Genomic DNA, 24,808 nt, shown 5'->3' on the forward strand with positions numbered 1-24,808 from the left:
GCAGCACTTGCTCACGCCGGCACCCTTCCAAATGCGGTACCGTTCTGCCTTGTGACATGCACCGCCCAGCGCTCCATCACGACACGTCGCAGATCCAGGAAGTCGGTGCGGCGATAGGCGCGCTCGACCGAGCCTCCGACGGTGTGGCCAAGACACGTCTCCGCAACGTCGTGCGGGGTTTCGGTAGTTTCGGCAATCCAGTCGCGAAGGCCTGATCTAAACCCGTGCGGGCGGGCGTCCAGCTTGGCGCGTTCCATAAGGCGCGACATTGTGGCGTCTGAGATCACGCCCTTGCGAACGCTTGGGAACATAAAGCCGTCGCGGGCGTGTCGACGTGCATTCTTCACCACTTCTTGTGCCTCATTCGACAGAGGAACCCGGAAATCTGCCGTTCTATCCTTGCGACCCTTCATCGCTTCGCCCGGGATCGTCCAGACGTCGCCTTCTATCTGATCTTCCTTCAAGAACCGAATCGGACCCGACCGAACCCCAGTCAGGATCAGAAGCCGCAGAGCAAGGTGCGTGACGCTGCCTTCGGAAAGACTGGCATAGAAGGTGGGCACATCACGCCACGCCATCGCGGGCACGTTCTGGGCCTTGTGGCGCTGCTTGCCCAGAAGGGCTCGGGCTTTCTCCGTCGCTTGCAAGTCAACTTCCAAGCCCAGCGCCGCCGCGTGGGTCATGCAGATGCCCAGCCGGTTCATCGCCTTGCGCGCTGTCTCGGCTTTCGTATGCCAGATCGGGGCAAGCACATCGCGAATGTCGTTCTGATCAATGTCCGAATCCGGCACCTTGCCCAGCTTGGGAAGGATGTGCAGCTCAAACGGGCTAAACCAGCGGCCCGCTACCCCATCGCCCTTCAATTCGGCCTTTCGGCTTTCGAAGGCGTCCGTCGCAATGTCCTTAAAGAGGTGCAGGTTGCGCGCGGCTTCCTTGCGTTCTCTGATCCTTTCTTTGATCGGGTCCTTCTCTGCACGAACCAAGGCCCGCGCCCGGTCCGCACTTTCGCGGGCTTCCTTGAGGGAAACCTCGCCGGCCGATCCCAAGCCCATTTCACGCCGCCGCCCGTGAACCGTGACCTGTCTGAGCCCCTGATCGGCGCGCAACGAAAAACCCGGCCGCAGGGCGACCGGGTTCCGGACTTGCGCGATGCCTGCCGGATCAGCGGCGGCGGGTGTCTTCGTCTTCGTCCTCGTCGTCGTGGCTGCCGCCGGGGAGGTTGAAGAAGCTGTCGGCATCCGAGAAGTCGGAGGCCGGGCTTTCGTCCTTTTCCTCGTCGCCGAAGACTTCCAGGCCGGAGAGCGAGGAGGGCATCCGCGCCTCGGGTGCCATGCCAAGCGACTGTTCGGTCGACACCAGCTTGCGGCGTTCGTCGTCGGACATCACGGTGCCCTCGGCGGCCTTCTTTCGGGCGGCGGCCTGCACGGCGGCGTCCAGTTCGGACTGCTTGCAGAGGCCGAGTGCCACCGGGTCGATGGGCTGGATCTGGCCGATGTTCCAGTGGGTGCGTTCACGGATCGACTGGATTGTCGGCTTCGTGGTGCCCACGAGTTTGCCGATCGCACCGTCGGACAGTTCGGGATGGAACTTCACCAGCCATAGGATCGCGGCCGGGCGGTCCTGACGCTTGGACAGGGGGGTGTAGCGCGGTCCGCGGCGCTTTTCCTCGCCCACGGCTGCGGCGTTGAATTTCAGCTTCATCCGGTACAGCGGGTCGGCCTGTGCGCGGGTGATCTCGATCGGGTCGAGCTGGTTGTTGGCCACGGGATCAAAGCCCTTGACCCCGGTCGCCACGTCACCGTCGGCGATCCCCTGCACTTCCAGTTCATGCATGCCGCAGAAATCCGCGATCTGCGCGAAGCTGAGCGTCGTGTTGTCCACCAGCCAGACGGCAGTGGCCTTGGCCATAAGCGGTTTCGACATCGGATCTCTCCTTTACAAACCTTCCCCGGGCCGGGAAAACGGCGGCGGGCCTGGCCCGCGAGTTCCACGTTTTCAGGGAATTCACGCGACCGTATAGGGCCGAAACGCAAGAAGGGAAAGTGGAAATGCGCCTGTTCCTGCTGGCTGTCGCGGCTTTGTGCTGGGCGAGCACTGCAAGGGCCGAGGGCGAGCGGGCGGGTGATTTCGATTACTACGTGCTGTCCCTGTCCTGGTCAGCGGCCTGGTGTGCGCTGGAGGGCGATGATCGCGACGATCCGCAATGCGATGCCGGGCGAGGGCTGACCTTCGTGCTGCACGGGCTGTGGCCGCAGTATGAGGACGGCTGGCCGTCTTGGTGCCGCACGGGCGAGCGCGATCCGACTCGCGGCGAGACGGCGGCGATGGCCGATATCATGGGCGGGGCGGGCACGGCCTTCTACCAGTGGAAGAAGCACGGACGCTGTTCGGGCCTGTCCGCGCCCGCCTTCTTCCGGACGGCCCGTGAGGCCTATGGCCGGGTCGCGATCCCCGAACTGTTCGAGGAGGTCTCGCGTCCCCTGTCCCTGTCGGCCGGCGTGATCGAGGAGGCGTTCCTTGAGGCGAATCCTGGCCTTGCGCGGGATCAGATCACGATCACCTGCAAGGATGGTCTGATCCAGGAGGCCCGCGTCTGCCTGACGACGGACCTGCAGTTCCGGCGCTGCGGTGATGATGTCATCCGCGATTGCCGCCTGAAGGATGCCGTGCTGGAACCAGTGCGATGAACGGGATTGGGGGCGGGATCGGCAATCTGAAAAGCAACTGTTGAGGGGAAGTTTGGGGAAAACTGCTTTATCAAATCATCGGTGCCCTTGGCGTCTGGGGAAGCGCCTGAGGCCTGAGTTGTGGATCGAAACATCCGATCCCGCCTGAGATTGGTTTACCAAACGTCACTTTGACGTGCGCGTGAAGAAAGCGTCAAAGCCCCCTCAATGGCAGTGAGGTAAGGAAATCCCTACGAACCGGCGCTCAGGGATCAACCCGCAGCACGATCTTGCCGACGTGGCCCCCGGATTCCAGCCGCCAGTGCGCTGCAGCCGCCTGCGACAGTTCGTGTTCGCTGTCCATCACCACCCGGACCGCGCCGCGTTCGATCATCGGCCAGACCTCGGCCTCGACCGCCTTGGCGATTCGGGACTTGGCCAGGTCGGATTGCGGGCGCAGCGTCGATCCGGTCAGCACCAGACGGCGGGTCATCATCTCGGCCAGGTTCAGCGTCACCTTGGCCCCCTGCAGGAAGGCGATCTGCACCAGTCGCCCGCCATCGGCCAGCGACTTGATGTTCCGCTCGATATAGGGGCCGCCCACCATGTCGAGGACCAGGTTTGCCCCGCCTGCATCCTTCATCACCGACACGAAATCCTCGGTCCGGTAGTTGATGGCGACCTCGGCCCCCAGCGACCGGCAGACCTCGCACTTCTCGTCCGATCCGGCCGTGGCGAAAACCCGTGCCCCCAGCGCATGGGCGATCTGGATCGCTGTCGTGCCGATGCCGCTGGTGCCGCCGTGGACCAGGAACCGTTCCCCCGCCCGCAACCCGCCGCGCATGACCACGTTGGACCAGACGGTAAAGCAGGTTTCAGGCAGGCAGGCGGCTTCCTTCAGCGAGAGGCCCTTCGGGATCGGCAGGGCATGGGCTTCGGGTGTCGCGACATATTCCGCATAGCCCCCGCCGGGCAGCAGGGCGCAGACCTGATCGCCGATCTGCCAGCGCGTGACGCCTGGCCCGACCTCGACCACGGTTCCAGAACATTCCAGCCCCGGCAGCGGCGAGGCCGAGGGTGGGGGCGCATAGGCCCCGGCCCTTTGCAGGGCGTCGGGGCGGTTCACCCCGGCAAAGGCCACACGGATGATGATCTGGCCGTGGCCCGGAACCGGCACCGGGACCGACACCGGCATCAGCACGTCGGGACCACCGGGGGTCGAGATTTCAATCGCAAGCATGCTGTCGGACAGGGTCATCGGAGCGTCTCAACCTTGATGGTGGCCGGGCAGGTCATCTGGCCTTTTTGGAGCGCGAATGCTTGCGAAAAGCTTTCCGGGGCCTGCCAGGATCGCCTTGCCCAACGGATTTTCCCGGAACGAGGCTTTCAGCTTCTCGACCTGCATCACCTGGTCGATGCGCCGGTCGAGAAAATCCCAGGTTGCCTGATGGCCCGACGAATCATCCCCCAGCCAGAACAGGACCGTCGCGCCATAGACCGCCGACAGGGTCGCGCGCTTGGTGTACCAGTTCAGGTCGTCCGAGCTGTCGCCAAGCGCGGTCCAGATCGCATCCGCCGTGCCCCAGACCGCCTTGGCGCCGTCGGCCGCGTGGTGGGGCAGGGAGAACAGCGTGCTGCCCCGGCGCACCAGTTCGCGGTCGGCCAGCTCCAGCCTGATCCGGACCGCCCGGGCGATCCGGTCGCGGAAGCGCAAGCTGGAAAGGTCGGTCTGGCCCAGCTGTTCCACCATCTGGGCATCGCCGCGCCGGTGGTAGGCCAGGGCGAGGTCCACGCCACCGCGCGGGAACAGCGACCGCGCCAGTCCCGGGGCAATCCCCGCATCGGTCGCGGCTGCGGCCAGGGTCCGGTCCGACCAGCCGTCAAAGGGCACATGCCCAAGGGCTGCATCCAAGAGCTGCGCCTTCAGGGGGTCTTCGGCCATTTTCCTCACTCCTGTCCCGCGGTGGACAAGCCACCCTGTGTTTGATATAGGCCGCGCTGCCTGCACACATAGTGCAACTCTAGCTTAGGAAGGTGGTGACAACCACATGCAGGTCAGCGTCCGCGACAACAACGTCGAACAGGCTCTCCGTGCTCTGAAGAAGAAACTTCAGCGTGAAGGGGTGTTTCGGGAAATGAAGCTCAAGCAGCATTTCGAGAAGCCCTCCGTCAAGAAGGCACGCGAACAGGCCGAAGCGGTCCGCCGTGCAAGGAAACTTGCCCGGAAGAAGCTTCAGCGCGAAGGCGGTCTTTAGGACGTCAGCGACACTGGGGAAGTGATTCCCGCCCGATCAACCCCCGTCCGCGAGGCCGGGGGTTTTTCAATGCCTTCCTGGCGTCGGTGGCCAGGGGTCTGCGGGCCGATCCGCAACCCCGGATTGTGTGGCAAAATCGTGTCGGCGCAGTGGTGCAACTTGGGCGGGTATCAACAGATTATTTCCAAATCGTGCCACATTTAGTTGTTTGCCGCTGAGGTCCGCCGACGTAGCTCTGATGCATGATCGAGCTTCGCAAACATCCCCGCCAGAACCGCTCTCGTGCCAAGGTCGAGGGCATCCTTGCCGCCGCTGCCGACATCGTTTCGGGTCGAGGGCTAGAGGCGGTCACCACCAACGCCGTTGCGGCGCGGGCGGGGATCTCGATCGGGTCGCTGTACCAGTATTTCCCGGGCAAGGCGGCGCTGCTGGCGGCGTTGGTCCGGGACGAACGGGCGAACCTGCTGGAGGCGGTGGAGCGGATCGTCTGTTCCGATGCCGCGCACAGCTTGTCGAACCTGGTCGACGAACTGATCGAGGCGACCGTCGCGCATTACCTGGCGCGGCCCGCGCTGTCGCGCACGCTGAACCTGGCGCGGACCCAACTGCCGCCCGACCCGGAAGCGGCCGAATTTTCGGCGCGTATCACCGTGCTGATCGCCGCGCGGCTGGATGAGCTGGAGATTCCGCGCCCCGAAACGACGGCTCAGGACATCCTGGCGATCCTGCACGGCATGATCGATGCCGCCAGCGAAGCGCAGGAGGGCGACCGCTCGGCTTTGGCCGACCGCACTCGCCGCGCGGTGATGGGCTACCTGCAGGTCGCGGCCTAGACCGCCAGCGCGGTTGTTTTCACCACGGTCCGCAGCGCGAAGCTGGACTGCATCTGCCGCACACCCGGCAGGCGCGACAGGAACTGGCGGTGGATGCGGGCGAAATCCTCGGTGTCTTCGGCCATCAGCTTCAGCAGGTAATCCGCCGTTCCCGCCATCAGGTGGCATTCCAGCAGGTCGGGGACCTTTGCCACCTCTTTTTCGAAGGCATCCAGCAGGTCTTCGGCCTGGCTTTGCAGGGTGATCTCGACAAACACCGTCGTCATCCGCCCCATGCGCCGGGCATCCAGGAGGGCGACGTATCCGGCGATGTACTTCTCTTCCTCAAGCCGCTGGACCCGGCGGTGACAGGCCGAAGGGGAGAGGTTCACCGCCTCGGACAGTTCGGCGTTGGTGATCCGGCCATTCTTCTGCAACACGGTGAGGATGCGGCGGTCAGTCGCGTCAAGGTCTGGGGTCATGGAAGATTCTGTGCTGAATGGTCGGTTTATGCGAAGAATCTACGCGGGATGCAGCGATGCGCCAACCAGAATTCAAAGCATCGCCACAGATTCGGATCACGATTGATCCCACATGGACCAGGTCCCACAGGGAGGAAATCATGAAGATCGGATGTCCGAAAGAAATCAAGCCGCAAGAGTTCCGCGTGGGCATGACCCCGGACGCTGCGCGTGAGGCAGTGAACGGCGGCCATGAGGTGCTGATCGAGACCAAGGCGGGTCTGGGAGCAGGCTTTGCCGATGCCGACTATGTGGCCGCAGGGGCCAGGATCGTCGACACGGCGGAAGAGGTCTTCGCCAAGGCCGACATGATCGTGAAGGTCAAGGAACCGCAGGCGGTGGAACGCAAGCGTCTGCGCGAGGGGCAGGTCCTGTTCACCTACCTGCACCTCGCCCCCGATCCGGAGCAGACCAAAGACCTGCTGGCCAGCGGCGCGACCTGCATCGCATATGAGACGGTGACCGATGACCGGGGCGGCCTGCCCCTGCTGGCCCCGATGTCCGAAGTCGCTGGGCGTCTGGCGCCGCAAGTTGGCGCTTGGACCTTGCAGAAGGCCAATGGCGGGCGCGGCGTGCTGCTGGGCGGCGTGCCGGGTGTCTCCCCGGCCAAGGTGCTGGTTATCGGCGGCGGGGTCGTCGGCACCCATGCCGCCAAGGTTGCGGCCGGGATGGGCGCGGATGTCACCGTGCTGGACCGGTCGATCAACCGGTTGCGCTACCTGGACGATGTCTTCGGGGGGCAGTTCAAGAATGCCTATGCCAGCGCGGGCAATACCATCACGCTCGCCCGCGAAGCCGACCTGATTATCGGTGCGGTGCTGATCCCCGGCGCTGCAGCGCCGAAGCTGATCTCGAAGGCGCAGTTGAAGGAGTTGAAACCCGGCGCGGCGCTGGTGGATGTGGCCATCGACCAGGGCGGCTGCTTCGAGACCTCGCGCGCGACCACGCATCAGGACCCGATCTACGAGGTCGACGGGATCATGCATTACTGCGTGGCGAACATGCCCGGAGCGGTGGCGCGGACCTCGACCCAGGCTCTTGGCAACGCGACGATGCCCTTCATGCTGGCTCTGGCGAACAAGGGCTGGAAGAAGGCCTGCGCCGACGACAGGCATCTGCTGAACGGGCTGAACGTCCACGCGGGCAAGCTGACCTATGACGCGGTCGGCACCGCTTTGGGGCTGCCGGTGATTTCTGCAGCCGAGGCGCTGAAAATCTGATCTGCATCACGGCGGAATTGCCACCCTGCCGCGTATATGGGGCACCAGACAACAGGTGCCCCATGACATTTCTCGGCTACAAACCCTCGACCCTGATCCTTTGGGTCGTCCTCTCCCTGCCCATGCTGGCCATGATCGGACCGCTTCTGGGCGATGATCCGCAGGCCTTCCACCGGCTGCTGCATCCGACCGGAGAATGGTCCGCCCGGTTCATGATCATCGGCATGATGGCCTCGGGCCTGATGCTTTTGTTCAAGGGGCGCCAGTGGCCGCGCTGGCTGGTGCATCACCGCCGCGACATCGAGGTGGCGGCCTTTGTCTATGCCGCGCTTCACACCTTCGTCTACATCACCGACCGGGGCACGCTGGACCGCATCGTCGAGGCGCTGCCCCACACCGAGATCTGGACCGGCTGGCTTGCCATGCTGATCTTCGTGCCGCTGGCAGTGACCTCGAACAACGCCGCTCAGCGCTGGCTGCATGCGGGCTGGAAGACACTGCAGCGCCTGTCCTATCCCGCCGCTGTCCTCGTCCTGGTCCACTGGGCGGCGCTGCACAACTGGGGCAGCTGGCCCCCGGCTGCGGTGCACTTTGGCCCCTTGATCGGTCTTTGGGCCTATCGTTTGTGGTACTGGTACCTGCGTCCGCGCGCGCCAATGGCCACAGCCTGAAATGGAACGACCCGCCAGATTGCCTTGGCGGGTCGCCTTGTCGTGACGGCCTTGGCCTCAGACGCGCGGGCGCGCCTTCAGTTCGGCGACGATTTCCTTCAGCAGGTCGTTGTCCGACGGGCCGGCCGGCGGCGCGGGCTCTTCGACCTTCTTCGGCATCATCCGGTTGACGCCCTTGACGATCAGAAAGACCACCCATGCCACGATCACGAACTTGATGATCGCGGTGATGAAGTTTCCATACATGAACTGGGCATCACCAAGGCCAACGCTTAGCCCGCTGAAGTCGACACCGCCCACGATCAGGCCGATCAGCGGGTTGATCAGGTCATCGACCAACGATGTGACGATGGCCGTGAACGCGGCGCCGATAACCACACCCACAGCAAGATCGAGCACGTTGCCGCGCGCGATGAAAGTCTTGAATTCGTTAAACATTTCACGGTTCCCTTCTGTCCGCCTGCCCCTTGGCGGCAGGTATCTGATGACGAGGGCTCTTTGGCCCGCGGGGACTATGACACAACTCTGCCACATTCTTAACGGGGAAAATTTGGAAGCCTGCGACTATCCTGGGTTGCCGGCGCAACGGGTGACAGGTGCGGCTGTTGGCGTCAGTCCCGCGGGGCTGCGGCGCGGCGCAATCGGTCGTTGATCGCGCGGCCAAGGCCGGTTTCGGGGATCGGGGCAAAGGCGATTCGGCCACCCGGTCCAGCCAGCCGGTCGGCATCGCGCAGGGTCTGGAACAGCCGCGCGGCGGCCTCGACCAGATCGCCGGTTTCGGAAAGGGTCAGTGCGCCCTTGACCGGGCCGAAGCCGACCAGAACCTCGTCACCCTGCGCGTGGGTTGCGTTCAGCCGCACCCCGGCCTCGGGGGCGTAGTGCGAGGCAAGCTGCCCGGGCGCATTGGGCCTGTCGGCTGCGCCACCGATGGCCAGGCTTGCGCCAAGCGCAGCCTCCAGCGCCTCGACTGGCAAGCCGCCGGGGCGCAGAAGGATCGGATCCGGGTCGGCCAGGATAATCGTCGATTCCAACCCCACGGCGCAGGGCCCGCCGTCGAGGACCGCCGCAATCCTGCCGGACAGGCCGTCCAGGACATGCTCGGCCCGCGTCGGGGACACCCGGCCCGAGGGATTGGCCGAGGGCGCGGCAACCGGGCCACCAAAGGCGCGCAGCAGTCTTTGGGCCAAGGGATGGGTAGGCACCCGGATTGCGACTGTGGGCAGGCCAGCGGACACCAAAGGGGAAATCCCGGCATCGGCGCGTAGCGGCAGGACAAGGGTCAGCGGGCCGGGCCAGAAGGCGGCGGCAAGGTCGCGCGCCTGGGGGCCGATCTGGGCAATCGCCTCGGCGGCGGCAAGGTCGGGCAGATGTACGATCAGGGGGTTGAAGCTGGGGCGTCCCTTGGCCGCGAAGATGCCCGCGACAGCCCGGTCCGACCGCGCGTCGCCGCCAAGGCCGTAGACCGTTTCGGTCGGGAAGGCGACCAGTTCGCCCTGGCGCAGCAGGTCCGCGGCACGCGCGATGCCCGCATCATCCGGGGAAAGCAGAAGGGTCATGGGCTTCTGACGCAGCGTCCAGCTTGAAGGGCTATGCGAAACGAATAGCGTTGGTCCGGGCCTCCCTTACGGCAGGGCCCCGGTTTTGCCAAGGCTTACCACGGGAGAGGTCCATGCCCTATCGCGCTCCGGTCAAGGATATCAGGTTCATCCTGGATCACGTCGTGGGCTTTGCGGATGTCTTGGCCACGCCGCGCTTTACCGGAACAACGCCGGACCTTGCCGAGGCGATCCTTTCGGAAGCGGGACGGATTTCAACGGATGTGCTGGCCCCGCTGAACCGGGCGGGCGATCTATCCCCGGCGCGGCTGGAGAACGGGGCGGTGGTTTCTTCGCCCGGCTTTGCCGAGGGCTACCGCGCGATTGCCGAGGGCGGCTGGGTCGGCATGGCGGCCAGCCCCGACCATGGCGGGATGGGGCTGCCGATTGCGCTGGCACTGTCCGTGGACGAAATGATGTCGGGGGCCTGCCTGGGGTTGCAGCTGAAGCCGCTGTTGTCCAAAGGGCAGATCGAGGCGCTGGAGCATCATGGGTCGGAGGAGCTTAAGGCGCTGTATCTGCCGAAGCTGACCTCGGGCGAGTGGTCGGGGACGATGAACCTGACCGAGCCGCATGCCGGGACGGATGTTGGCGCTCTGCGGTCGAAGGCGGTGCCGAACGGCGACGGGACCTATGCGGTTTCGGGTCAGAAGATATTCATCACCTGGGGGGACAGTGACCTGACGTCGAACGTCTGCCATCTGGTGCTGGCGCGGCTGCCGGACGGGGTGCCGGGGACCAAGGGGATCAGCCTGTTCATGGTGCCAAAGTTCATCCCCGACGCGGCGGGCAATCCCGGGAAGCGGAACACGCTGCGGGTCGTCAGTCTGGAGCACAAGCTGGGCATCCACGGCAGCCCGACCTGCGTGATGCAGTTCGACGATGCGACGGGCTGGCTGGTCGGCGCCCCGCACAACGGGATGGCGGCGATGTTCACGATGATGAACAACGCCCGGCTGTCGGTTGCGGCGCAGGGGGTGGGCGTGGCCGAGGCGGCACTGCAGCACGCGCTGGCCTATGCGGAAGGTCGGCGGCAGGGGGCGACTCCTCTGTCGAAGGAGGGGACGATCATCGAGCACGCCGATGTCCGCCGGATGCTGGCCGCGATGCGGGCCGAGGTCTTCGCGGCGCGGTCCATAGGTCTGTCCTGCGCGGTGGCGATCGACATGGCGACGGCCACGGGTGCGGCGGACTGGAAAGCCCGGGCGGCGTTCCTGACCCCGATTGCCAAGGCCTACTGCACCGACATCGCCTGCGAGGTGGCGCATCAGGGGGTGCAGGTGCACGGGGGGATGGGCTTCATCGAAGAGACCGGAGCGGCGCAGTATCTGCGGGATGCCCGGATCCTGCCGATCTATGAGGGGACGAACGGGATCCAGGCGATGGACCTGGTGGGGCGGAAGATGGCGGACGGGGGCGAGGTCGCGTTCCGGCTGATCGACGAGGTCCAGCGTGGGGCCGAGGCGGCGAGGGGGAAGCTGCCGGATCTGGCGGGAGATGTCTGGGCGACGGCCGAGGCGCTGCGGGAGGCGACCGAGGCTCTGGTCGCCATGGGTCTGAACGACCGCTTTGCCGGGGCGGTGGCCTATCTGCGCGCCTTTGCGCGGGTCTTGGGCGGGCAGGCGCATCTGAAGGCTGCGCTGGCCGACGGGGGCCGCGAGGCGCTGGCCCGGGTGATGATCCGGCGGCTTTTGCCGGAGAATCTGGGTCTGCTGGCCGAGGTCAGGGAAGGCGCGGCTGGGCTGTATGCGGTGGGGGGCGACGATCTGGCGGCGTAATTTGTCCACGGTGGACAAAGCCTGGAATGCATCTGATTTCAATGGCTTGGTTGTGGGCGTTAGGGATTTGGAAAGGTTTGCCTTCAGGTCCGCTCGTCGTTGACTTCGTCCCTCCTCGCTTGGGTGCGCGTTCCGACGAGAAGCCGAAGGCGAACGAGGAGGCGGCCTGTCAGTCGGCGGTGAACCCTGCGGCTTTGTGGCTGCCGTCGCAGTAGGGCTTGTTCTTCGACTGGCCGCAGCGGCAGAGGAAGGTCTTGGTGACCTTGTCGGTCGTGCGTCCGGTGCCCGAGACCAGTTCCAGGTTTCCCGTCACCATCAGCGGCCCATCCTTCAGCGGCTGCACGTTCAGGGGGCCGTTGCGGACCTCAAGCGCGGCAAACTCCTTGGCGGCGGGTTCCCCCGTCGCGGTGAAGCCTGCGGCAGAATGGGCGCCGTCGCAGAAGGGCTTGTTCGCCGACTGGCCGCAGCGGCACAGGGTCGCGCGAGGGGTGGCTTGGGGTTCGCCCTTGATCTGCAACTCGGCCTCAACCGCAAGCGGGCCGTTTTCGCGGACCCGGACGGTGTTCACCACCGGCGGCGTGTCCGAGGTCGCGGAGCCGTCATTGTGCGCGACGCGGATCGCGCCCGAGGGGCAGGCGAGCGCGGTGTGCATCACCACCTCGGCACTCGCGGCGTCGGGGTGAATCCATTCGCCCTTGACGTTCGGGACATAGACCTCGGGGTGGCCGAGGACGCAGGTGCGGGAATGGATGCAGCGGCGGGCGTCGAAGCGGATGGTGACGTCGCGGCCTGTGACGATTTCCTCGGTCATGGGGGCTCCGTGCGGGTGGATGTCCAGAGGAAAGCCGGGAATTGGCTTCAGGGCAAGCTCTTGCTGATCGGAGGGACCCCCTTCCCGGCCGTCCCCCTTGCAGGGAGAGGGGGCGCTGATTGGCAGCGGCGGAGAGAGGCGAACCCGGATGGACGCCCGAGGGGCAGGGCTAATCCAGTTCGCGCGCCTCGCTGAGGAGCATCACCGGGATGCCGTCGCGGATCGGGAAGGCGAGATGGGCGGCCTTGGAGATCAGTTCCTGGCGGTCGGCATCGTAGGTCAGGACGGCGTGGGTCACCGGACAGACCAAAGCCTCAAGCATGCGGCGGTCGGCAGGTTCGCTCATTGCAAAATCTCCTCGCCCGCACCGCCCCGCAGGGCAAATTCGATCAGCGTGACCATGGTTTCGCGCCGGGTGACGAGGGTCGGCGCTTCCAGAAGGGCCTGCTTGTCCTCAGGCGAGAAGGGGCAGAGCATGGAGAGCGAGTTGATCAGCAGCTCGGGCTCGGCCTCCTTGAGGCTGTTCCAGTCGGTCGAAAGCTCCAGCTTGGTGAAATAGCGACCGAGGAGCGCCATGAACGCCTCACGCCGGAAGCCGGGATCGTCCTCGGTGGTACCAAGGTCGCGGGCGAAGGGGGCCCAGTCCACCAGACAGCGCCGATAGGGGGTGAAGCCCTGGACTTCCTCTTTCACCCGAAAGCGCGACACCCCGGCGAGCGTGATCATGTAGCGGCCGTCTTCGGTTTCGGAAAATCCGGTGAGACGCCCGGCGCAGCCGATGGCTTGCAGCCGCTTTTCCCCGGCCCGCTTTTCCGAAGAGGGCGTCTCGCGCGGCTGGATCATGCCGATCAGCCGGTGCTTGGTCTTCAGGCAATCCTCGATCATCGCAAGGTAGCGCGGTTCGAAGATGTGCAGGGGAAGGCGCGCCCGGGGCAACATCAGCGCCCCGGGAAGTGGAAAGACCGGAATGGTGTCCGGCAGGTCGGCCAGTTTGAACATGGATACCTAGCTAGCCCGCGAACGGGGTCAGGCAAATATCATCGACGACAGTTTGCGCCGTCCGGCGAGGACGATCGGGTCCTGCGGCTTCAGCGCCTCGAAGATGGTGAAGAGCTGGGCCTTGGCCGCGCCGTCGTTCCATTCGCGGTCGCGACGGAAGAGTTCGAGAAGCTGGTCGACGGCTTCCTTCGGGTTTCCGGCGGCGAGGAGTGCGGCGGCAAGGTCATAGCGGGCCTGATGGTCGTTCGGGTCCGCTTCGACGGCGGCGCGCAGTTCGGCCTCGGGTCCGGCATTGGCGGCCTGTTTGGCGAGTTCCAGCTGCGCGCGGGCGGCGTCGAGTTCCTTGGACTTGGCGACTTTGTCGGGTGCTGCCGAAATCAGCCCTTCGGCCTGGTCGAGGTTGTTCAAGGCGAGGTGCGCGCGGATCAGGCCACCGTAGGCGGCGGCGTTCTCGGGTTCCTCGCCAAGGATGGCGGCGAAGGTTTCGGCGGCGTCGACGGCGGCGCCTTCGGTCAGCATGTCCTCGGCCGCCTGGATGGCTTCGGCCAGGCCGCCGTCACCGGCCAGGGCCGAGACGCGGTCGATGAAGGCCTTGAGTTCCGAGGCCGGGACGGCGCCCTGGAAACCGTCGACGGGCTGGCCCTGCCAGAAGGCATAGACCGTGGGGATCGACTGGATGCGGAGTTGCCCGGCGATGCGCTGGTTCTGGTCGACATCGACCTTGACCATCCTGACCTTGCCGCCTGCCGCCTTGACGGCGGCTTCCAGCATCGGGCCCAGCGTCTTGCAGGGGCCGCACCAGGTGGCCCAGAAGTCGACGATGACCGGAACCTCGCGGCTGGCCTCGATCACGTCGGCCATGAATGTGGCCTCGGTCGTGTCCTTGATCAGATCGGTTGCAGCTTGCGGCTTTTCGCCCAGACCCAGCATGGCGGACTCCTGTAGACTGTTTGCCCATATATGGCGAGCGGGCGCGCAAAGGCCAAGGGGCGATCAGGTGGGCGGGTTGCGCCAGTCGCAGGTGGCGAGGTGGTCGTTGACCATGCCGGCGGCCTGCATGAAGGCGTAGGTGATGGTGGGGCCGACGAAGTTGAACCCTTCAGCCTTCAGCGCCTTGGACATCGCCTGGGATTGGGTTGTCTGGCCGGGGACCTGGGCGAGCGTCTTCGGGTGGTTCACGAGGGGCTGCCCGCCGGTGAAGGACCACAGGAAGGATGAGAAGCCCTGGGTGGATTCGATCCGCAGGAAGGCCTGCGCGCCGCGGATCGTACCTTCGATCTTGCCGCGGTGGCGGACGATGCCGGGGTCCTGCAAAAGGCGGGTGACCTCGGGTTCGCCCCAGGTGGCGATGACATCGGGGTCAAAGCACTGGAAGGCCGCGCGAAAGCCGTCACGTTTGCGCAGGATGGTGATCCAGGACAGCCCGGCCTGGAAGCTTTCGAGGATCAGAAGTTCGAACAGGCGTTTGGGGTCGCGCTCGGGGCGGCCCCATTCGTCGTCGTGGTAGGCCTGATACAGCGGATCGGTCCCGCACCAGGGGCAACGCGTCGAATTGTCGGCATTTTCCATCGGCGGACTTTCGGGTTTCGGGCGGGAAGAATTAGAACAAAATGCGAATATTGACGATCCGTTTACCCGACCGTTGCTAGGCTGTCGACAGGGATCTGACCGGCCGGGGGTTGCGCATGAGCTATATGAAGGAACCGAAGTCGTCGAAGTTCGACCGCGACCCGGCATTGGCAAGCCCACTGAGCGCGGCGATCTCGGCGCAGGATCGCGATACGCTGGCGATGGTCGCCTCGGCGCTGAAGGACCGGCGGATGCGGTTGGCGTTCCAGCCGGTGGTCTATGCGGCGGATCCGTCGGTGATCGGGTTCTTCGAAGGCTTCATCCGGCTTCTGAACCTGCGCGACCAGGTCATTCCGGCGCGGGATTTCATGGCGGCGGTGGAACAGCGGCAGTTGGGGCGGGACATCGACTGCGCGGCGCTGCAGCTGGGGCTCATGGCGATGCAGCGCAATCCGCAGATCCGGGTGTCGATCAACATGTCCGCCCGGTCGGTCGGCTATCGCCCCTGGATGGAGATCCTGAACCGCGCCTTGCAGGACAACCCGCGGCTGGGGCCGAACCTGATCCTGGAGATCAACGAGGATTCGGCGCTGCAGGTGCCGGATGTCCTGAAACCCTTCATGGCCGAGATGCGCGAGAAGGGCATCGTCTTCGCGCTGGACGATTTCGGGGCGGGGATGACGTCGCTTCAGCTTCTGGAGGAGATGGACTTCGAGATCGCCAAGATCGACGGCAGTCTGGTGAAGAACGTTGACCGGGCGAGCGCGACAAAATCGGCCGCGCGGGCGGCGATCGCCATGGCGCAGGAACTGGGCATGTATGTCGTGGCCGAGGCGGTGGAAACCGAAGGCGAAGCGAACTGGCTGCGCGATGCCGGGGTGGGCTGCCTGCAGGGCTACCTGTTCGGCGCACCGACCGTGACCCCGGACTTCCGCGCCTTCCGGCATGGGCGGCCGAACATCGCGGTGTAAGGGCGGGTGGCCCGTCGGTGCGGCGCGACGGGGCGGCACAATGGTGGAAGCGTGCGGCAGGGGCGCCAGGCGGTGACGAAGTGGCATGGTGGAGGGCACGCCCGGACCAGCCTGGCGTGACGTATGCTGGCCGTGTCATCGTCCCTCCATCGAAAACAGCAGAGCCGAACCACCGGGGCGCTCGGCTGGATCGGGGTCAGTTTCAGGGGCCGGTCCACCGTCGTGCAATGACCGGGGGGCCTGCGGCACCTTGCCCAAGCCCACCATCTGTCTTGCACTTGCAGCAAGTTGACCTTAGGCCATGAAGACAGCGACGGCCCTTCGGGCGCGGTGGCACAGCTTGGCGCTTAGGGAGAGGATCCGGAAATGACCAATGTCGTAATCGTGTCGGCGGGCCGCACCGCCGTGGGCAGCTTCAACGGCGCGTTCGCCAATACCCCTGCGCACGATCTGGGTGCGGCGGTGATCGAGGCGGTGGTGGCCCGTGTCGGCATCGACAAGGCCGAGGTCGAGGAGACGATCCTGGGCCAGGTGCTGACCGCCGGCCAGGGCCAGAACCCGGCCCGTCAGGCGCATATCAAGGCGGGTCTGCCGAAAGAGTCGAGCGCCTGGTCGCTGAACCAGGTTTGCGGCTCGGGCCTGCGGGCGGTGGCGCTGGGCGCCCAGCATGTGCAACTGGGCGATGCGAAGATCGTCGTTGCGGGTGGGCAGGAATCGATGTCCCTTTCCCCCCATGTTGCGCATCTGCGGGCGGGCCAGAAGATGGGCGATCTGAACTTCATCGACTCGATGATCAAGGACGGCCTCTGGGACGCCTTCAACGGCTATCACATGGGCCAGACCGCCGAAAACGTCGCCAACCAGTGGCAGATCAGCCGCGACATGCAGGACGAATTCGCGCTGGCCAGCCAGAACAAGGCCGAGGCCGCGCAGAAGGCGGGCAAGTTCAAGGACGAGATCGTCGGCTTCACCGTCAAGACCCGCAAGGGCGACATCGTGGTCGATGCGGACGAATACATCCGCCACGGCGCGACCATCGAAGCGATGCAAAAGCTGCGCCCGGCCTTCACCAAGGACGGCTCGGTCACGGCGGCGAATGCGAGCGGTTTGAACGATGGCGCGGCGGCGGTCGTGCTGATGACGGCCGAGGAGGCCGCGAAGCGCGGGCTGAAGCCGCTGGCGCGGATCGCATCCTATGCGACCGCCGGGCTTGACCCGTCGATCATGGGCGTCGGCCCGATTCATGCGTCGCGCAAGGCGCTGGCCAAGGCGGGCTGGAAGGTCGGCGACCTGGACCTGGTCGAAGCAAACGAGGCGTTTGCGGCCCAGGCCTGCGCGGTGAACAAGGACATGGGCTGGGACCCGTCCATCGTGAACGTGAACGGCGGCGCGATTGCCATCGGCCACCCGATCGGGGCGAGCGGTGCGCGCATCCTGAACACGCTGCTGTTCGAGATGGGCCGTCGCGGCGCCAAGAAGGGTCTGGCAACCCTGTGCATCGGGGGCGGCATGGGTGTCGCCATGTGCCTGGAACAGGCCTGATCCCCGCATGTCGCTGCGTCGCGGCAATTCGCCGCAATAGCGAACGGGCGCGCAATAATGTTGCGCGCCCGATTTCGTTTCGGTAACAGGATTTCAATGGCATACGGTAGCATACCCAAGGGAGGAGAATCACGATGGCACGGGTTGCATTGGTCACGGGCGGGTCGCGGGGCATTGGCGCGGCGATCTCGGTCGCGCTGAAGGCGGCGGGCTACACGGTCGCGGCAAACTACGCCGGCAACGACGAGGCGGCGGCGGCCTTCACCAAGGAGACCGGCATCCCGACCTACAAGTGGTCGGTCGCGGAGTATGACGCCTGTGCGGCGGGGATCGCGAAGGTCGAGGCGGATCTGGGTCCCGTCGAAGTGCTGGTGAACAACGCCGGGATCACACGGGATGCGATGTTCCACAAGATGACTCCGGGCCAGTGGAAAGAGGTGATCGACACCAACCTGACGGGTCTGTTCAACATGACCCATCCGCTGTGGTCCGGGATGCGCGACCGCAAGTTTGGCCGGGTGATCAACATTTCGTCGATCAACGGCCAGAAGGGTCAGGCCGGGCAGGCGAACTATTCGGCGGCCAAGTCGGGTGACCTTGGCTTCACCAAGGCGCTGGCGCAGGAAGGTGCGCGGGCCGGGATCACGGTGAACGCGATCTGTCCGGGCTATATCGGCACGGAAATGGTGCGCGCCATCGACGAGAAGGTGCTGAACGAGCGGATCATCCCGCAGATCCCGGTCGGTCGCCTGGGCGAGCCCGACGAGATTGCACGGATCGTGGTGTTCCTGGCATCGGATGATGCAGGGTTCATCACCGGGTCCACGATCAGCGCGAACGGCGGGCAGTTCTTCGTCTGACCTCTTGCCAGGGACGGGTGGGGGCGGCTAGCTCTACCCCTCCCGTCCCTGGCCTGCAGGATCATCGAGTGTCGGATAGCCGCGCTATTCTGGTCGCGCAACGACCGAAGCCCCGCTTTGACGTGGCTGGGGCGCTGACCCGGGCCTCTCGCGAAACCGGTCGGTCGGCGGTGAAGGTCGGCATGGACATGATCTGCCGGATGTGCGGCGCGCAGCGGCTGCGCCCGGATGAATACTTTGTTCAAGGGGCCTGGGTGGGCGACACGACCGCGCGGGCGGCCTTTGTCGGATCGTCGTCGAATTTTCGATTGAATCGGTCGCTGATCGCCAAGGGGGCGGATGACCAGACCCAGCTGATGGCGGACAAGTTTCTGTCGGGGCTGGTGTTGCAGGCCAACGGGTTCCCGGTGCCAGAGCTGAAGGCGGTCTTTGCGGCGGCCAGGATGTTCGGGCCGACACGGACATTGATTTCGGCCGAGGAGCTGGCCGGTTGGATGGGGGAGCCGGGGCAGCTGCCCGCCTTTGCCAAGCCGGTGGACGGGACGATGGCGCTGGGCTCGATTCCTTTGGCGGCGGCGGGGCCGGGGCAGGTGGATATCGGTTCTCGCGTGGTCGAGAGGGTTGCACTGGCGGGCGAGGTGGCTCGGCTGTACCCGCGGGGCTGGCTGATCCAGGAACAGTTGCGCCAGCCGGTCGAGATCGAGGCGTTGATCGGGCCGGGGATCGGGACGGTGCGGGTGGTGACCCTGTGGGAGGCGGGGGGGCCGCAGGTGCTGTACGCGGTCTGGCGGCATCCGGCGCCGGGGACCTGGGTGGACGCGGCGATTTTCGGCAAGCCGAACGTCGGGTGCGCGCTGGACGCCGAGGGGGTGGTGACGGACGCCCAGATGGGCGATCTGTTCACCGGGCGCGCGGTTACGCACAGTCTGGTCAACCCGGAGCTGCCGCTGGTGGGCTACCAGCTGCCGCATTGGCCCGAGATCGTGGAGATCTGCCGCTCGGCCCACCGGCTGTTCCCGGGCCATGCGCTGATCGGCTGGGACATCGCGATCACCGGGCGCGGGCCGGTCATCAGCGAGGTGAACTCGAATCCGTTGCACATGTCCTATCAGCGGGCCTATCGGCGCGGGTTTCTGCATGCCGAGCATCGTGCCCGGCTGGACGAGGCCCGGCGTCTGTTGCAGAAGCGGTGCACGGGTAGCAAGGGCTGAAGATGACACGACCACGCGCGACGGCCATCGGCTTTACGGCCGTCCTGATGTGGTCCCTGCTGGCGCTGTTCACCATCGGCAGCGCGCCGGTGCCGCCGCTGCTCTTGAACGCGATCTGCTTTGGCATCGGGGGGGTGATCGGGCTGGTCTGGACCGCGCGGGCCGGGTTCGGCGTGCTGCGGGGTGTCGGCTGGAAGGTCTATGCCTTTGGCACGATTGGGCTTTTCGGCTATCACTTTCTGTATTTCACCGCGTTCCGCCTGTCGCCCACGGCGGAGACCGGGCTGATCGCCTATCTTTGGCCGCTGTTCATCGTGCTTCTGTCCGGCCTTCTGCCTGGGGAACGCTTGCGCGCGCCACATGTGGTGGGCGCGCTGATTGCCTTTGCCGGGGCAGCGGTGATCGTGCTTGGGCGCGGGGGTGACGGCGAGGGGTCGACCCTGGGGCTGGTGCTGGCCTTTGCCTGCGCGCTGACCTGGGCGGGCTATTCGGTGCTGTCGCGGCGGTTGGGCGAGGTGCCGACCGAAAGCGTGACGGTGTTCTGCCTGGCGACGGCGGTGCTGTCGGTCGTGGCGCATCTGGCGCTGGAAGAGACGGTCTGGCCCGCGGATGCCATGGGATGGGCAGCGGTGCTGGCGCTGGGGATCGGCCCAGTTGGGGCGGCGTTCTTCACCTGGGACATCGGGATGAAGCGCGGCGATATCCAGCTTTTGGGCGTAGGAAGCTACGCATCACCCTTGCTGTCAACGCTCGCGCTGGTGCTGGCGGGGATCGCCGAGCCGAGTTGGACAATCGCCGTTGCGGCGGTGCTGATTACGGCGGGTGCGGCGCTGGCCGCCCGGGCCAGCGCCGGAAGGGATTAGTGGCTCAGCCGCTCAATTTCCTCTTTCAGGCGCAGCTTCTGCTTCTTCAGATCCGCGATCTTCAGGGCATCCGTTGCGGGGCTGCGCTGGGCCTGCTCGACCATTTCGGACAAGGTCTCGTGCTTCCTGCGCAGTTCCACCAGATGCGATGCGATCGTCATGGTCGTCCTCCTGTAAAAGCTACCCACGAGGAGAAGTGCACCACGAAACCCGAGTCGTGTCATCCCCTGTTACAGGGATGTGACAGAATGATGCGGAGAATTCAGCCGAACGCCGCTGACAGGTCGGCACCATCCCGCAGGACGGCATTCGCGGCAGGCGTATAGCTTTCGCGGTCGCCGTCATGGGCGGCGCCCTGGTGGATGACGAAGGGGGAAAGCAGCCGGAATGGCGCGCGGCCACCCTTGCGCGCGCGAAGAAGGATACGCAGGGCCGGGCGACCCTCTCGCGCGGCGAGAGGCAGGACCGAACAGGAGCCGAGCTTTGGCGCCAAGGCGGCAAGGACGCCGGGCAATCCATCCGCGCCGCAGATCAGCGTCAGCCAGCCTCCCGGACGCAGGCGGCGGGTTGCGGCGGCGACCCAGGCGGACAGGGGCGTGTCGACCTGCATCGCCCGTGCCCGGGCCGCGACAGGCGAGGGGCTGCCTCCGGCGGGGTAGTAGGGCGGATTGGCGATGACATGGTCGAAGTCGCGGCGGAGGGCGGCGGGGATGCGGTTCAGGTCACCCTCATGCACCTCGACCGGGATTCCGTTGCGGTCGGCATTGCGGCGGGCAAGGTCGGCGTAGGCGGGCTGCAGCTCCAAGCCGGCAAGCGCCAGACCGGGCACCCGCAAACCGAGGCACAGGCCGGCGGCTCCGGCGCCGCAGCCAAGATCAAGCACGCTTTGCCCGGATTCGGCCGGACAGGCGGCGGCCAGCAGCACGGGGTCGGTCGCGGCGCGATAGCCCTTCACGGGTTGCAGAAGGCGCAGGCGGCCACAGAGGAACTTGTCGTCGGACAGTGCGTCGTCTGCGAACAGCATGGGGGCGACCCTCAGGGGACGGTTTCGATGTCGTTGTCCCTGAGGATCGCCTTGGCGCGGAAGTGATCCTGATCCGCAACCATCAGGCGCCGCGGCAAGATGCCAAGGCTGCCGTCAAGGACGCTCATGTGGACGTCCAGCGGAAACGCCGCTATACCCTCGCCCTCAAGAAGGACGGTGGCGAATGCGATCACGGTGGGGTCGTTCGTGCGCAGAAGTTCCTTCATCAGATCGGGTTACAACCGCAGGTCGGGCGGGGCAAGGGCAGCAGGAATGGACGGGGCAGGCGAACGCGCGGTGAAGACAGATGGAACCCCGCAGGACAAGCTGAGCGCTTCACTTGCCGAGGATATGGCCGCGGTGAATGTGCTGATCCGCGAGCGGATGGCCAGCGAACATGCGCCGCGGATTCCCGAGGTCACGGCGCATCTGGTCGAGGCCGGGGGCAAGCGGCTGCGTCCGCTGCTGACGCTGGCCGCGGCGCGGATGCTGGGCTATGCGGGTGGGGATCACGTCAAGCTGGCCGCGACGGTGGAGTTCATCCACACCGCGACGCTGTTGCATGACGACGTGGTCGACGAAAGCCAGCGGCGGCGCGGGCGGCCGACGGCGAACCTGTTGTGGGACAACAAGTCCAGCGTGCTGGTCGGCGACTACCTGTTTTCGCGCAGTTTCCAGTTGATGGTCGAGACCGGCAACCTGCGGGTGCTGGATATCCTCGCCAATGCCTCGGCCACGATTGCCGAGGGGGAGGTGCTGCAGCTGACTGCAGCGCAGGACCTGCGGACGGATGAGCGGATTTATCTGCAGGTGGTCCGCGGCAAGACGGCGGCGCTGTTCTCGGCTGCGACCGAAGTCGGCGGGGTCATCGCGGGGGCGCCCGAGGCGCAGGTCCGCGCGCTGTTCGATTATGGCGATGCGCTTGGGATCGCCTTCCAGATCGTCGACGACATTCTGGATTACGGCGGTTCGGACGCGGTGATCGGCAAGAACACCGGCGACGATTTCCGCGAACGCAAGCTCACGCTGCCAGTGATAAAGGCCGTGGCCAAGGCCGACGCCGAGGAGCGGGCCTTCTGGGTCCGGGTGATCGAAAAGGGCGACCAGCGCGACGGGGACCTGGCGCAGGCCATGACGATTCTGCGCCATCACGATTCGATTTCGGCCAGCCGGAGCGATGCTCTGGCTTGGGCCGCGCGGGCCAAGGCGGCGCTTGACAACCTGCCCGTGCATCCCCTGCGGGACATTCTGTCTGAGCTTGCAGATTTCGTCGTGCGTCGCCTATTCTGATCCGAATGCAGGCTTCGATCCGTGAAATGACCGGATTCGCATCATTTTTTGGACAAAGTTTCTGCATAGCAATTGTGACAAGTGGGTGAAGGTCTCGGTGATCGGTGACCAGGGTCGGGCGAAGCGGAAGGCCGGGAAGCTGGCCAAAGCGTGCCCGTTGAGACCTTGGTAACACTGCCAAGAGAAGATGGATGAACCCGGGACTTTCCCGGGGTGGAGTGCGGAAAATGAAGTTTTTCGATTGGCTGTTTCGTCGGAAGGCCAAGGCATCGCGCGCCGCCCGGTTTGACGGCAGCGAAGCAGAGCAGATTCAGGCCACCAAGGCCGCAATCGAGTCTGTCGCCCGGGGCAATGGCCCGGCGGCGGGCCGGTTCCCCAAGCTGTCCGATGGCGCCCCGGAAGTTCTGACCCAGACTGCGAACAGCGCGGTGGTGGCCAAGGAAGGCCCGACGCCCGCTATGAACATCTGGGAGATGGAGGAAGAGCCTGCGGCGCCCGCCGCTCCGCCGATGCCGACCCCGGCGCGCGAGATCGCTGCCGATGCGGGGGCACGTCGGCGCGCGACGCGGACCAAGACCCGCGTTCTGGGGTTCGAGCCGCAACCGGCTTCGGTCGTGCCGCTGTTCGACGAAGGCCGGATGGAGGAATCGATCGAGCCGGGCGACAAGTCGGGTGTGGTGATGTATCCGACCGGCTGGCTGGTGATCAAATCCGGCCCCGGTCGCGGCGCGGCCTTCCCGGTCATGCGTGGCGTTTCGCAGATCGGCCGCGGGTCGGACCAGACCATCGCGCTCGATTTCGGCGACATGGCGATCTCGCGGCAGCATCATGCTGCGATCGCCTATGATCCGATGTCGCACCAGTTCCACCTTGGCCATGGCGGCAAGTCGAACCTGGTGCGGTTGAATGGCAAACCCCTTCTGTCCACAAGCGTCGTCGGTGACGGCGACGAAATCCAGATCGGTGAGACGACTTTGGTGCTGAAAGTGTTGTGTAACGCTGACTTCAATTGGTCGGCAGTCGACTCCGAGGGGGATGCGGATGATATGGCGATCGCGTGAGCCGCGTTACGACGTAGCGTCCGGGATCAGCCAGGGCGCGCGGGATTATCAGGAAGACGCGATCACTGCGGACTTTCCGGTCGGGGCCGAAGCGGGCTTTGTGGTGCTGGCGGATGGCATGGGTGGCCATGCTGCTGGTGACGTCGCGTCGAAGATCGTCCTGACGGAAGTCTTCAGCGAGCTGAAGTTTCATTTCGCTGATGTGCAGGCGTTCGAGGCACGGGCCCCGGAAATCCTGCGCAATGTGGCGGATTTCGCGAACGACACCCTGCGCCAGCACACCCGCAGCCATCCCGAGACCGAGGGGATGGGCGCGACACTGGTCGTCCCGGCTCTGGTCGAGAACCGGCTGTGGTGGATTTCGGTCGGCGATTCGCCGCTGTTCCTGTTCCGGGGCGGCAAGCTGAGCCAGCTGAACGAAGACCATTCGATGGCGCCGCAGATCGACTTCATGGTCAAGTCGGGCCTGATGGACCCGCAGGTTGCGGCCAACCATCCCGACCGCAACTGCCTGATCTCGGTGCTGATGGGCACCCGGATCCCGAAGATCGACTGCCCGACCCGGCCGTATGAGCTGCAGGCCGGCGACATCGTGCTCTGCGCCTCGGACGGGGTGCAGTTCCTGACCAACGCCCAGATCGAGAAGGTGCTGAACAGGTATCGCAAGTCCCGGTCGACCGAGATCGCCGAACGGCTGCTGGAAGAGCTTACCAAGCTGGACGATCCCGACCAGGACAACATCAGCTTTACCCTGATCAAGGTGAACGACGCCTCGGTCCGGCCGAAGCAGGCGCGCCCGAGCGGCCCCTCGGCAGCGGTCGCGCGCCCGCGTCGTCTGACCACCGTCGCCACGCCCGAGCATCTGGGGCTGCCGATGCCGAAGCCTGCCGTCCTCGCCCCGCAACCAGCCCCGGCGGTGACGCCGCTGCCGAAGCTTGCGGTGACGCCGATGCCTTCGCCCGAGCCGAAGGTGGGACGCACGCCGCGCCCGGTTGTCCAGGCGGTGCAAGAAAGCAACCCTGAGCCGTCGGTTGAGGATTTGTCTGCAGTCCGGTTGCGGCCAAGGCGAGTCACCGTCATAAAGTAAGA

The 24,808-nt window shown here is 65.6% G+C and carries 29 protein-coding genes; 14 read left to right on the plus strand and 15 right to left on the minus strand.

Annotation, left to right across the window (positions count from 1 at the left end; all coding sequences use genetic code 11):
* Nucleotides 1-11: 11 nt before the first annotated feature.
* Entirely contained in the window at nucleotides 12-1,238 is a 1,227-nt protein-coding gene (locus E8M84_RS03365) for a site-specific integrase (protein ID WP_137109753.1), read from the minus strand.
* Nucleotides 1,162-1,923, minus strand: a complete 762-nt coding sequence (locus E8M84_RS03370; protein WP_137109754.1) for a DUF1013 domain-containing protein — start codon at nucleotides 1,921-1,923, stop codon at nucleotides 1,162-1,164. The genes E8M84_RS03365 and E8M84_RS03370 overlap by 77 nt, the downstream gene beginning before the upstream one ends.
* A 125-nt stretch (nucleotides 1,924-2,048) precedes the next feature.
* Between E8M84_RS03370 and E8M84_RS03375 the strand changes: the two genes are divergently transcribed.
* On the plus strand, nucleotides 2,049-2,687 hold the full coding sequence (locus E8M84_RS03375) for a ribonuclease T2 (RefSeq protein WP_137109755.1): 639 nt from the start codon (nucleotides 2,049-2,051) through the stop codon (nucleotides 2,685-2,687).
* Nucleotides 2,688-2,931: 244 nt separating this feature from the next.
* Here E8M84_RS03375 and E8M84_RS03380 read toward each other — a convergent pair whose 3' ends face one another.
* Together E8M84_RS03380 and E8M84_RS03385 are read right to left on the minus strand one after the other, a co-directional pair.
* Nucleotides 2,932-3,924, minus strand: coding sequence for an NAD(P)H-quinone oxidoreductase (locus tag E8M84_RS03380; RefSeq protein ID WP_137109756.1), 993 nt, complete (start codon nucleotides 3,922-3,924; stop codon nucleotides 2,932-2,934).
* A 9-nt stretch (nucleotides 3,925-3,933) separates the two neighbouring features.
* A complete protein-coding gene (locus E8M84_RS03385) occupies nucleotides 3,934-4,608 on the minus strand; it encodes a COQ9 family protein (RefSeq protein ID WP_137109757.1) in 675 nt (224 codons plus the stop codon).
* Nucleotides 4,609-4,714: 106 nt separating this feature from the next.
* On the opposite strand from E8M84_RS03385, the gene rpsU reads away from it, so the two are divergent.
* Together rpsU and E8M84_RS03395 are read left to right on the plus strand one after the other, a co-directional pair.
* On the plus strand, nucleotides 4,715-4,921 hold the full coding sequence (gene rpsU / locus E8M84_RS03390) for a 30S ribosomal protein S21 (RefSeq protein WP_008027119.1): 207 nt from the start codon (nucleotides 4,715-4,717) through the stop codon (nucleotides 4,919-4,921).
* 242 nt (nucleotides 4,922-5,163) lie between these two features.
* Entirely contained in the window at nucleotides 5,164-5,754 is a 591-nt protein-coding gene (locus E8M84_RS03395; RefSeq protein ID WP_137109758.1) for a TetR/AcrR family transcriptional regulator, read from the plus strand.
* Here the strand turns inward: E8M84_RS03395 and E8M84_RS03400 are convergent.
* A complete protein-coding gene (locus E8M84_RS03400) occupies nucleotides 5,751-6,215 on the minus strand; it encodes an Lrp/AsnC family transcriptional regulator (protein WP_137109759.1) in 465 nt (154 codons plus the stop codon). The genes E8M84_RS03395 and E8M84_RS03400 overlap by 4 nt on opposite strands.
* Before the next feature lie 140 nt (nucleotides 6,216-6,355).
* Between E8M84_RS03400 and ald the strand changes: the two genes are divergently transcribed.
* Nucleotides 6,356-7,474, plus strand: a complete 1,119-nt coding sequence (gene ald / locus E8M84_RS03405; RefSeq protein ID WP_137109760.1) for an alanine dehydrogenase — start codon at nucleotides 6,356-6,358, stop codon at nucleotides 7,472-7,474.
* Between the two features lie 62 nt (nucleotides 7,475-7,536).
* Nucleotides 7,537-8,145 (plus strand): sulfite oxidase heme-binding subunit YedZ, encoded by a 609-nt coding sequence (locus E8M84_RS03410; protein WP_137109761.1) that lies wholly within the window; start codon nucleotides 7,537-7,539, stop codon nucleotides 8,143-8,145.
* Between the two features lie 57 nt (nucleotides 8,146-8,202).
* On the opposite strand, the gene mscL is transcribed toward E8M84_RS03410, so the two are convergent.
* Complete coding sequence (mscL, locus tag E8M84_RS03415; RefSeq protein WP_137109762.1) at nucleotides 8,203-8,583, minus strand: large conductance mechanosensitive channel protein MscL; 381 nt, start codon at nucleotides 8,581-8,583, stop codon at nucleotides 8,203-8,205.
* Between the two features lie 173 nt (nucleotides 8,584-8,756).
* Nucleotides 8,757-9,701: an L-threonylcarbamoyladenylate synthase gene (locus E8M84_RS03420; protein WP_137109763.1), complete on the minus strand. Its 945-nt coding sequence runs from the start codon at nucleotides 9,699-9,701 to the stop codon at nucleotides 8,757-8,759.
* 113 nt (nucleotides 9,702-9,814) lie between these two features.
* Between E8M84_RS03420 and E8M84_RS03425 the strand changes: the two genes are divergently transcribed.
* Nucleotides 9,815-11,518 carry an acyl-CoA dehydrogenase gene (locus E8M84_RS03425; protein ID WP_137109764.1) on the plus strand — a complete coding sequence of 568 codons (1,704 nt, stop codon included), beginning with the start codon at nucleotides 9,815-9,817 and terminating at the stop codon, nucleotides 11,516-11,518.
* Between the two features lie 169 nt (nucleotides 11,519-11,687).
* Here E8M84_RS03425 and E8M84_RS03430 read toward each other — a convergent pair whose 3' ends face one another.
* The 5 genes from E8M84_RS03430 to E8M84_RS03450 all read right to left on the minus strand — a co-directional run bounded on the left by E8M84_RS03430 (nucleotide 11,688) and on the right by E8M84_RS03450 (nucleotide 14,897).
* The gene (locus E8M84_RS03430) at nucleotides 11,688-12,329 is read right to left on the minus strand and encodes a CDGSH iron-sulfur domain-containing protein (protein WP_137109765.1); all 642 of its coding nucleotides are present in this window, start codon (nucleotides 12,327-12,329) and stop codon (nucleotides 11,688-11,690) included.
* Nucleotides 12,330-12,498: 169 nt separating this feature from the next.
* Complete coding sequence (locus E8M84_RS03435) at nucleotides 12,499-12,675, minus strand: Trm112 family protein (protein WP_137109766.1); 177 nt, start codon at nucleotides 12,673-12,675, stop codon at nucleotides 12,499-12,501.
* Nucleotides 12,672-13,328, minus strand: a complete 657-nt coding sequence (locus tag E8M84_RS03440) for an LON peptidase substrate-binding domain-containing protein (protein WP_137109767.1) — start codon at nucleotides 13,326-13,328, stop codon at nucleotides 12,672-12,674. The genes E8M84_RS03435 and E8M84_RS03440 overlap by 4 nt, the downstream gene beginning before the upstream one ends.
* A 27-nt stretch (nucleotides 13,329-13,355) precedes the next feature.
* Entirely contained in the window at nucleotides 13,356-14,258 is a 903-nt protein-coding gene (gene trxA, locus E8M84_RS03445; protein ID WP_137109768.1) for a thioredoxin, read from the minus strand.
* Between the two features lie 63 nt (nucleotides 14,259-14,321).
* Nucleotides 14,322-14,897: a DNA-3-methyladenine glycosylase I gene (locus tag E8M84_RS03450; protein ID WP_137109769.1), complete on the minus strand. Its 576-nt coding sequence runs from the start codon at nucleotides 14,895-14,897 to the stop codon at nucleotides 14,322-14,324.
* 116 nt (nucleotides 14,898-15,013) lie between these two features.
* Here E8M84_RS03450 and E8M84_RS03455 point away from each other — a divergent pair, with 116 nt between their 5' ends.
* From E8M84_RS03455 to E8M84_RS03475, 5 genes are all read left to right on the plus strand, one after another.
* Nucleotides 15,014-15,868 carry an EAL domain-containing protein gene (locus E8M84_RS03455; RefSeq protein WP_240790273.1) on the plus strand — a complete coding sequence of 285 codons (855 nt, stop codon included), beginning with the start codon at nucleotides 15,014-15,016 and terminating at the stop codon, nucleotides 15,866-15,868.
* Nucleotides 15,869-16,234: 366 nt separating this feature from the next.
* Nucleotides 16,235-17,410: an acetyl-CoA C-acetyltransferase gene (locus tag E8M84_RS03460; RefSeq protein WP_137109770.1), complete on the plus strand. Its 1,176-nt coding sequence runs from the start codon at nucleotides 16,235-16,237 to the stop codon at nucleotides 17,408-17,410.
* Nucleotides 17,411-17,544: 134 nt separating this feature from the next.
* A complete protein-coding gene (gene phbB, locus E8M84_RS03465; protein ID WP_137109771.1) occupies nucleotides 17,545-18,270 on the plus strand; it encodes an acetoacetyl-CoA reductase in 726 nt (241 codons plus the stop codon).
* A 68-nt stretch (nucleotides 18,271-18,338) separates the two neighbouring features.
* A complete protein-coding gene (locus tag E8M84_RS03470) occupies nucleotides 18,339-19,481 on the plus strand; it encodes a sugar-transfer associated ATP-grasp domain-containing protein (protein WP_137109772.1) in 1,143 nt (380 codons plus the stop codon).
* 2 nt (nucleotides 19,482-19,483) lie between these two features.
* Complete coding sequence (locus E8M84_RS03475) at nucleotides 19,484-20,344, plus strand: DMT family transporter (RefSeq protein WP_137109773.1); 861 nt, start codon at nucleotides 19,484-19,486, stop codon at nucleotides 20,342-20,344.
* On the opposite strand, the gene E8M84_RS03480 is transcribed toward E8M84_RS03475, so the two are convergent.
* The 3 genes from E8M84_RS03480 to E8M84_RS03490 form a co-directional block, all read right to left on the minus strand.
* Nucleotides 20,341-20,505, minus strand: a complete 165-nt coding sequence (locus E8M84_RS03480; protein WP_137109774.1) for a YdcH family protein — start codon at nucleotides 20,503-20,505, stop codon at nucleotides 20,341-20,343. The two genes, E8M84_RS03475 and E8M84_RS03480, sit on opposite strands and share 4 nt — an antisense overlap.
* 101 nt (nucleotides 20,506-20,606) lie before the next feature.
* Nucleotides 20,607-21,365, minus strand: coding sequence for a tRNA1(Val) (adenine(37)-N6)-methyltransferase (locus E8M84_RS03485; protein ID WP_137110818.1), 759 nt, complete (start codon nucleotides 21,363-21,365; stop codon nucleotides 20,607-20,609).
* Nucleotides 21,366-21,379: 14 nt separating this feature from the next.
* The gene (locus E8M84_RS03490; protein WP_137109775.1) at nucleotides 21,380-21,595 is read right to left on the minus strand and encodes a DUF2007 domain-containing protein; all 216 of its coding nucleotides are present in this window, start codon (nucleotides 21,593-21,595) and stop codon (nucleotides 21,380-21,382) included.
* Between the two features lie 46 nt (nucleotides 21,596-21,641).
* On the opposite strand from E8M84_RS03490, the gene E8M84_RS03495 reads away from it, so the two are divergent.
* From E8M84_RS03495 to E8M84_RS03505, 3 genes are all read left to right on the plus strand, one after another.
* The gene (locus tag E8M84_RS03495; RefSeq protein WP_137109776.1) at nucleotides 21,642-22,658 is read left to right on the plus strand and encodes a polyprenyl synthetase family protein; all 1,017 of its coding nucleotides are present in this window, start codon (nucleotides 21,642-21,644) and stop codon (nucleotides 22,656-22,658) included.
* A 227-nt stretch (nucleotides 22,659-22,885) separates the two neighbouring features.
* On the plus strand, nucleotides 22,886-23,719 hold the full coding sequence (locus E8M84_RS03500) for an FHA domain-containing protein (protein ID WP_170971844.1): 834 nt from the start codon (nucleotides 22,886-22,888) through the stop codon (nucleotides 23,717-23,719).
* Entirely contained in the window at nucleotides 23,700-24,806 is a 1,107-nt protein-coding gene (locus E8M84_RS03505) for a protein phosphatase 2C domain-containing protein (protein WP_240790274.1), read from the plus strand. Before E8M84_RS03500 ends, E8M84_RS03505 begins: the two co-directional genes overlap by 20 nt.
* The last annotated feature ends 2 nt before the right edge of the window (nucleotides 24,807-24,808 follow it).

The sequence above is a fragment of the Rhodobacter sp. SY28-1 genome, assembly GCF_005222785.1.
In the GTDB taxonomy this organism is placed as follows: domain Bacteria; phylum Pseudomonadota; class Alphaproteobacteria; order Rhodobacterales; family Rhodobacteraceae; genus Tabrizicola.

Excerpts from the sequence above, each read along its gene's own strand:
- E8M84_RS03435 (WP_137109766.1), bottom strand. The coding sequence starts at position 12,675 with ATGAGCGAACCTGCCGACCGCCGCATGCTTGAGGCTTTGGTCTGTCCG.
- E8M84_RS03370 (WP_137109754.1), bottom strand. The coding sequence starts at position 1,923 with ATGTCGAAACCGCTTATGGCCAAGGCCACTGCCGTCTGGCTGGTGGAC.
- E8M84_RS03455 (WP_240790273.1), top strand. The coding sequence starts at position 15,014 with ATGAGCTATATGAAGGAACCGAAGTCGTCGAAGTTCGACCGCGACCCG.
- mscL (WP_137109762.1), bottom strand. The coding sequence starts at position 8,583 with ATGTTTAACGAATTCAAGACTTTCATCGCGCGCGGCAACGTGCTCGAT.
- E8M84_RS03425 (WP_137109764.1), top strand. The coding sequence starts at position 9,815 with ATGCCCTATCGCGCTCCGGTCAAGGATATCAGGTTCATCCTGGATCAC.
- E8M84_RS03500 (WP_170971844.1), top strand. The coding sequence starts at position 22,886 with ATGAAGTTTTTCGATTGGCTGTTTCGTCGGAAGGCCAAGGCATCGCGC.
- E8M84_RS03505 (WP_240790274.1), top strand. The coding sequence starts at position 23,700 with ATGATATGGCGATCGCGTGAGCCGCGTTACGACGTAGCGTCCGGGATC.
- E8M84_RS03380 (WP_137109756.1), bottom strand. The coding sequence starts at position 3,924 with ATGACCCTGTCCGACAGCATGCTTGCGATTGAAATCTCGACCCCCGGT.
- E8M84_RS03400 (WP_137109759.1), bottom strand. The coding sequence starts at position 6,215 with ATGACCCCAGACCTTGACGCGACTGACCGCCGCATCCTCACCGTGTTG.
- E8M84_RS03375 (WP_137109755.1), top strand. The coding sequence starts at position 2,049 with ATGCGCCTGTTCCTGCTGGCTGTCGCGGCTTTGTGCTGGGCGAGCACT.
- E8M84_RS03395 (WP_137109758.1), top strand. The coding sequence starts at position 5,164 with ATGATCGAGCTTCGCAAACATCCCCGCCAGAACCGCTCTCGTGCCAAG.
- E8M84_RS03440 (WP_137109767.1), bottom strand. The coding sequence starts at position 13,328 with ATGTTCAAACTGGCCGACCTGCCGGACACCATTCCGGTCTTTCCACTT.
- trxA (WP_137109768.1), bottom strand. The coding sequence starts at position 14,258 with ATGCTGGGTCTGGGCGAAAAGCCGCAAGCTGCAACCGATCTGATCAAG.
- E8M84_RS03490 (WP_137109775.1), bottom strand. The coding sequence starts at position 21,595 with ATGAAGGAACTTCTGCGCACGAACGACCCCACCGTGATCGCATTCGCC.
- E8M84_RS03480 (WP_137109774.1), bottom strand. The coding sequence starts at position 20,505 with ATGACGATCGCATCGCATCTGGTGGAACTGCGCAGGAAGCACGAGACC.
- E8M84_RS03495 (WP_137109776.1), top strand. The coding sequence starts at position 21,642 with ATGGACGGGGCAGGCGAACGCGCGGTGAAGACAGATGGAACCCCGCAG.
- E8M84_RS03430 (WP_137109765.1), bottom strand. The coding sequence starts at position 12,329 with ATGACCGAGGAAATCGTCACAGGCCGCGACGTCACCATCCGCTTCGAC.
- E8M84_RS03475 (WP_137109773.1), top strand. The coding sequence starts at position 19,484 with ATGACACGACCACGCGCGACGGCCATCGGCTTTACGGCCGTCCTGATG.
- ald (WP_137109760.1), top strand. The coding sequence starts at position 6,356 with ATGAAGATCGGATGTCCGAAAGAAATCAAGCCGCAAGAGTTCCGCGTG.
- E8M84_RS03410 (WP_137109761.1), top strand. The coding sequence starts at position 7,537 with ATGACATTTCTCGGCTACAAACCCTCGACCCTGATCCTTTGGGTCGTC.
- E8M84_RS03460 (WP_137109770.1), top strand. The coding sequence starts at position 16,235 with ATGACCAATGTCGTAATCGTGTCGGCGGGCCGCACCGCCGTGGGCAGC.
- E8M84_RS03365 (WP_137109753.1), bottom strand. The coding sequence starts at position 1,238 with ATGCCGACAGCTTCTTCAACCTCCCCGGCGGCAGCCACGACGACGAGG.
- E8M84_RS03385 (WP_137109757.1), bottom strand. The coding sequence starts at position 4,608 with ATGGCCGAAGACCCCCTGAAGGCGCAGCTCTTGGATGCAGCCCTTGGG.
- E8M84_RS03450 (WP_137109769.1), bottom strand. The coding sequence starts at position 14,897 with ATGGAAAATGCCGACAATTCGACGCGTTGCCCCTGGTGCGGGACCGAT.
- E8M84_RS03420 (WP_137109763.1), bottom strand. The coding sequence starts at position 9,701 with ATGACCCTTCTGCTTTCCCCGGATGATGCGGGCATCGCGCGTGCCGCG.
- phbB (WP_137109771.1), top strand. The coding sequence starts at position 17,545 with ATGGCACGGGTTGCATTGGTCACGGGCGGGTCGCGGGGCATTGGCGCG.
- rpsU (WP_008027119.1), top strand. The coding sequence starts at position 4,715 with ATGCAGGTCAGCGTCCGCGACAACAACGTCGAACAGGCTCTCCGTGCT.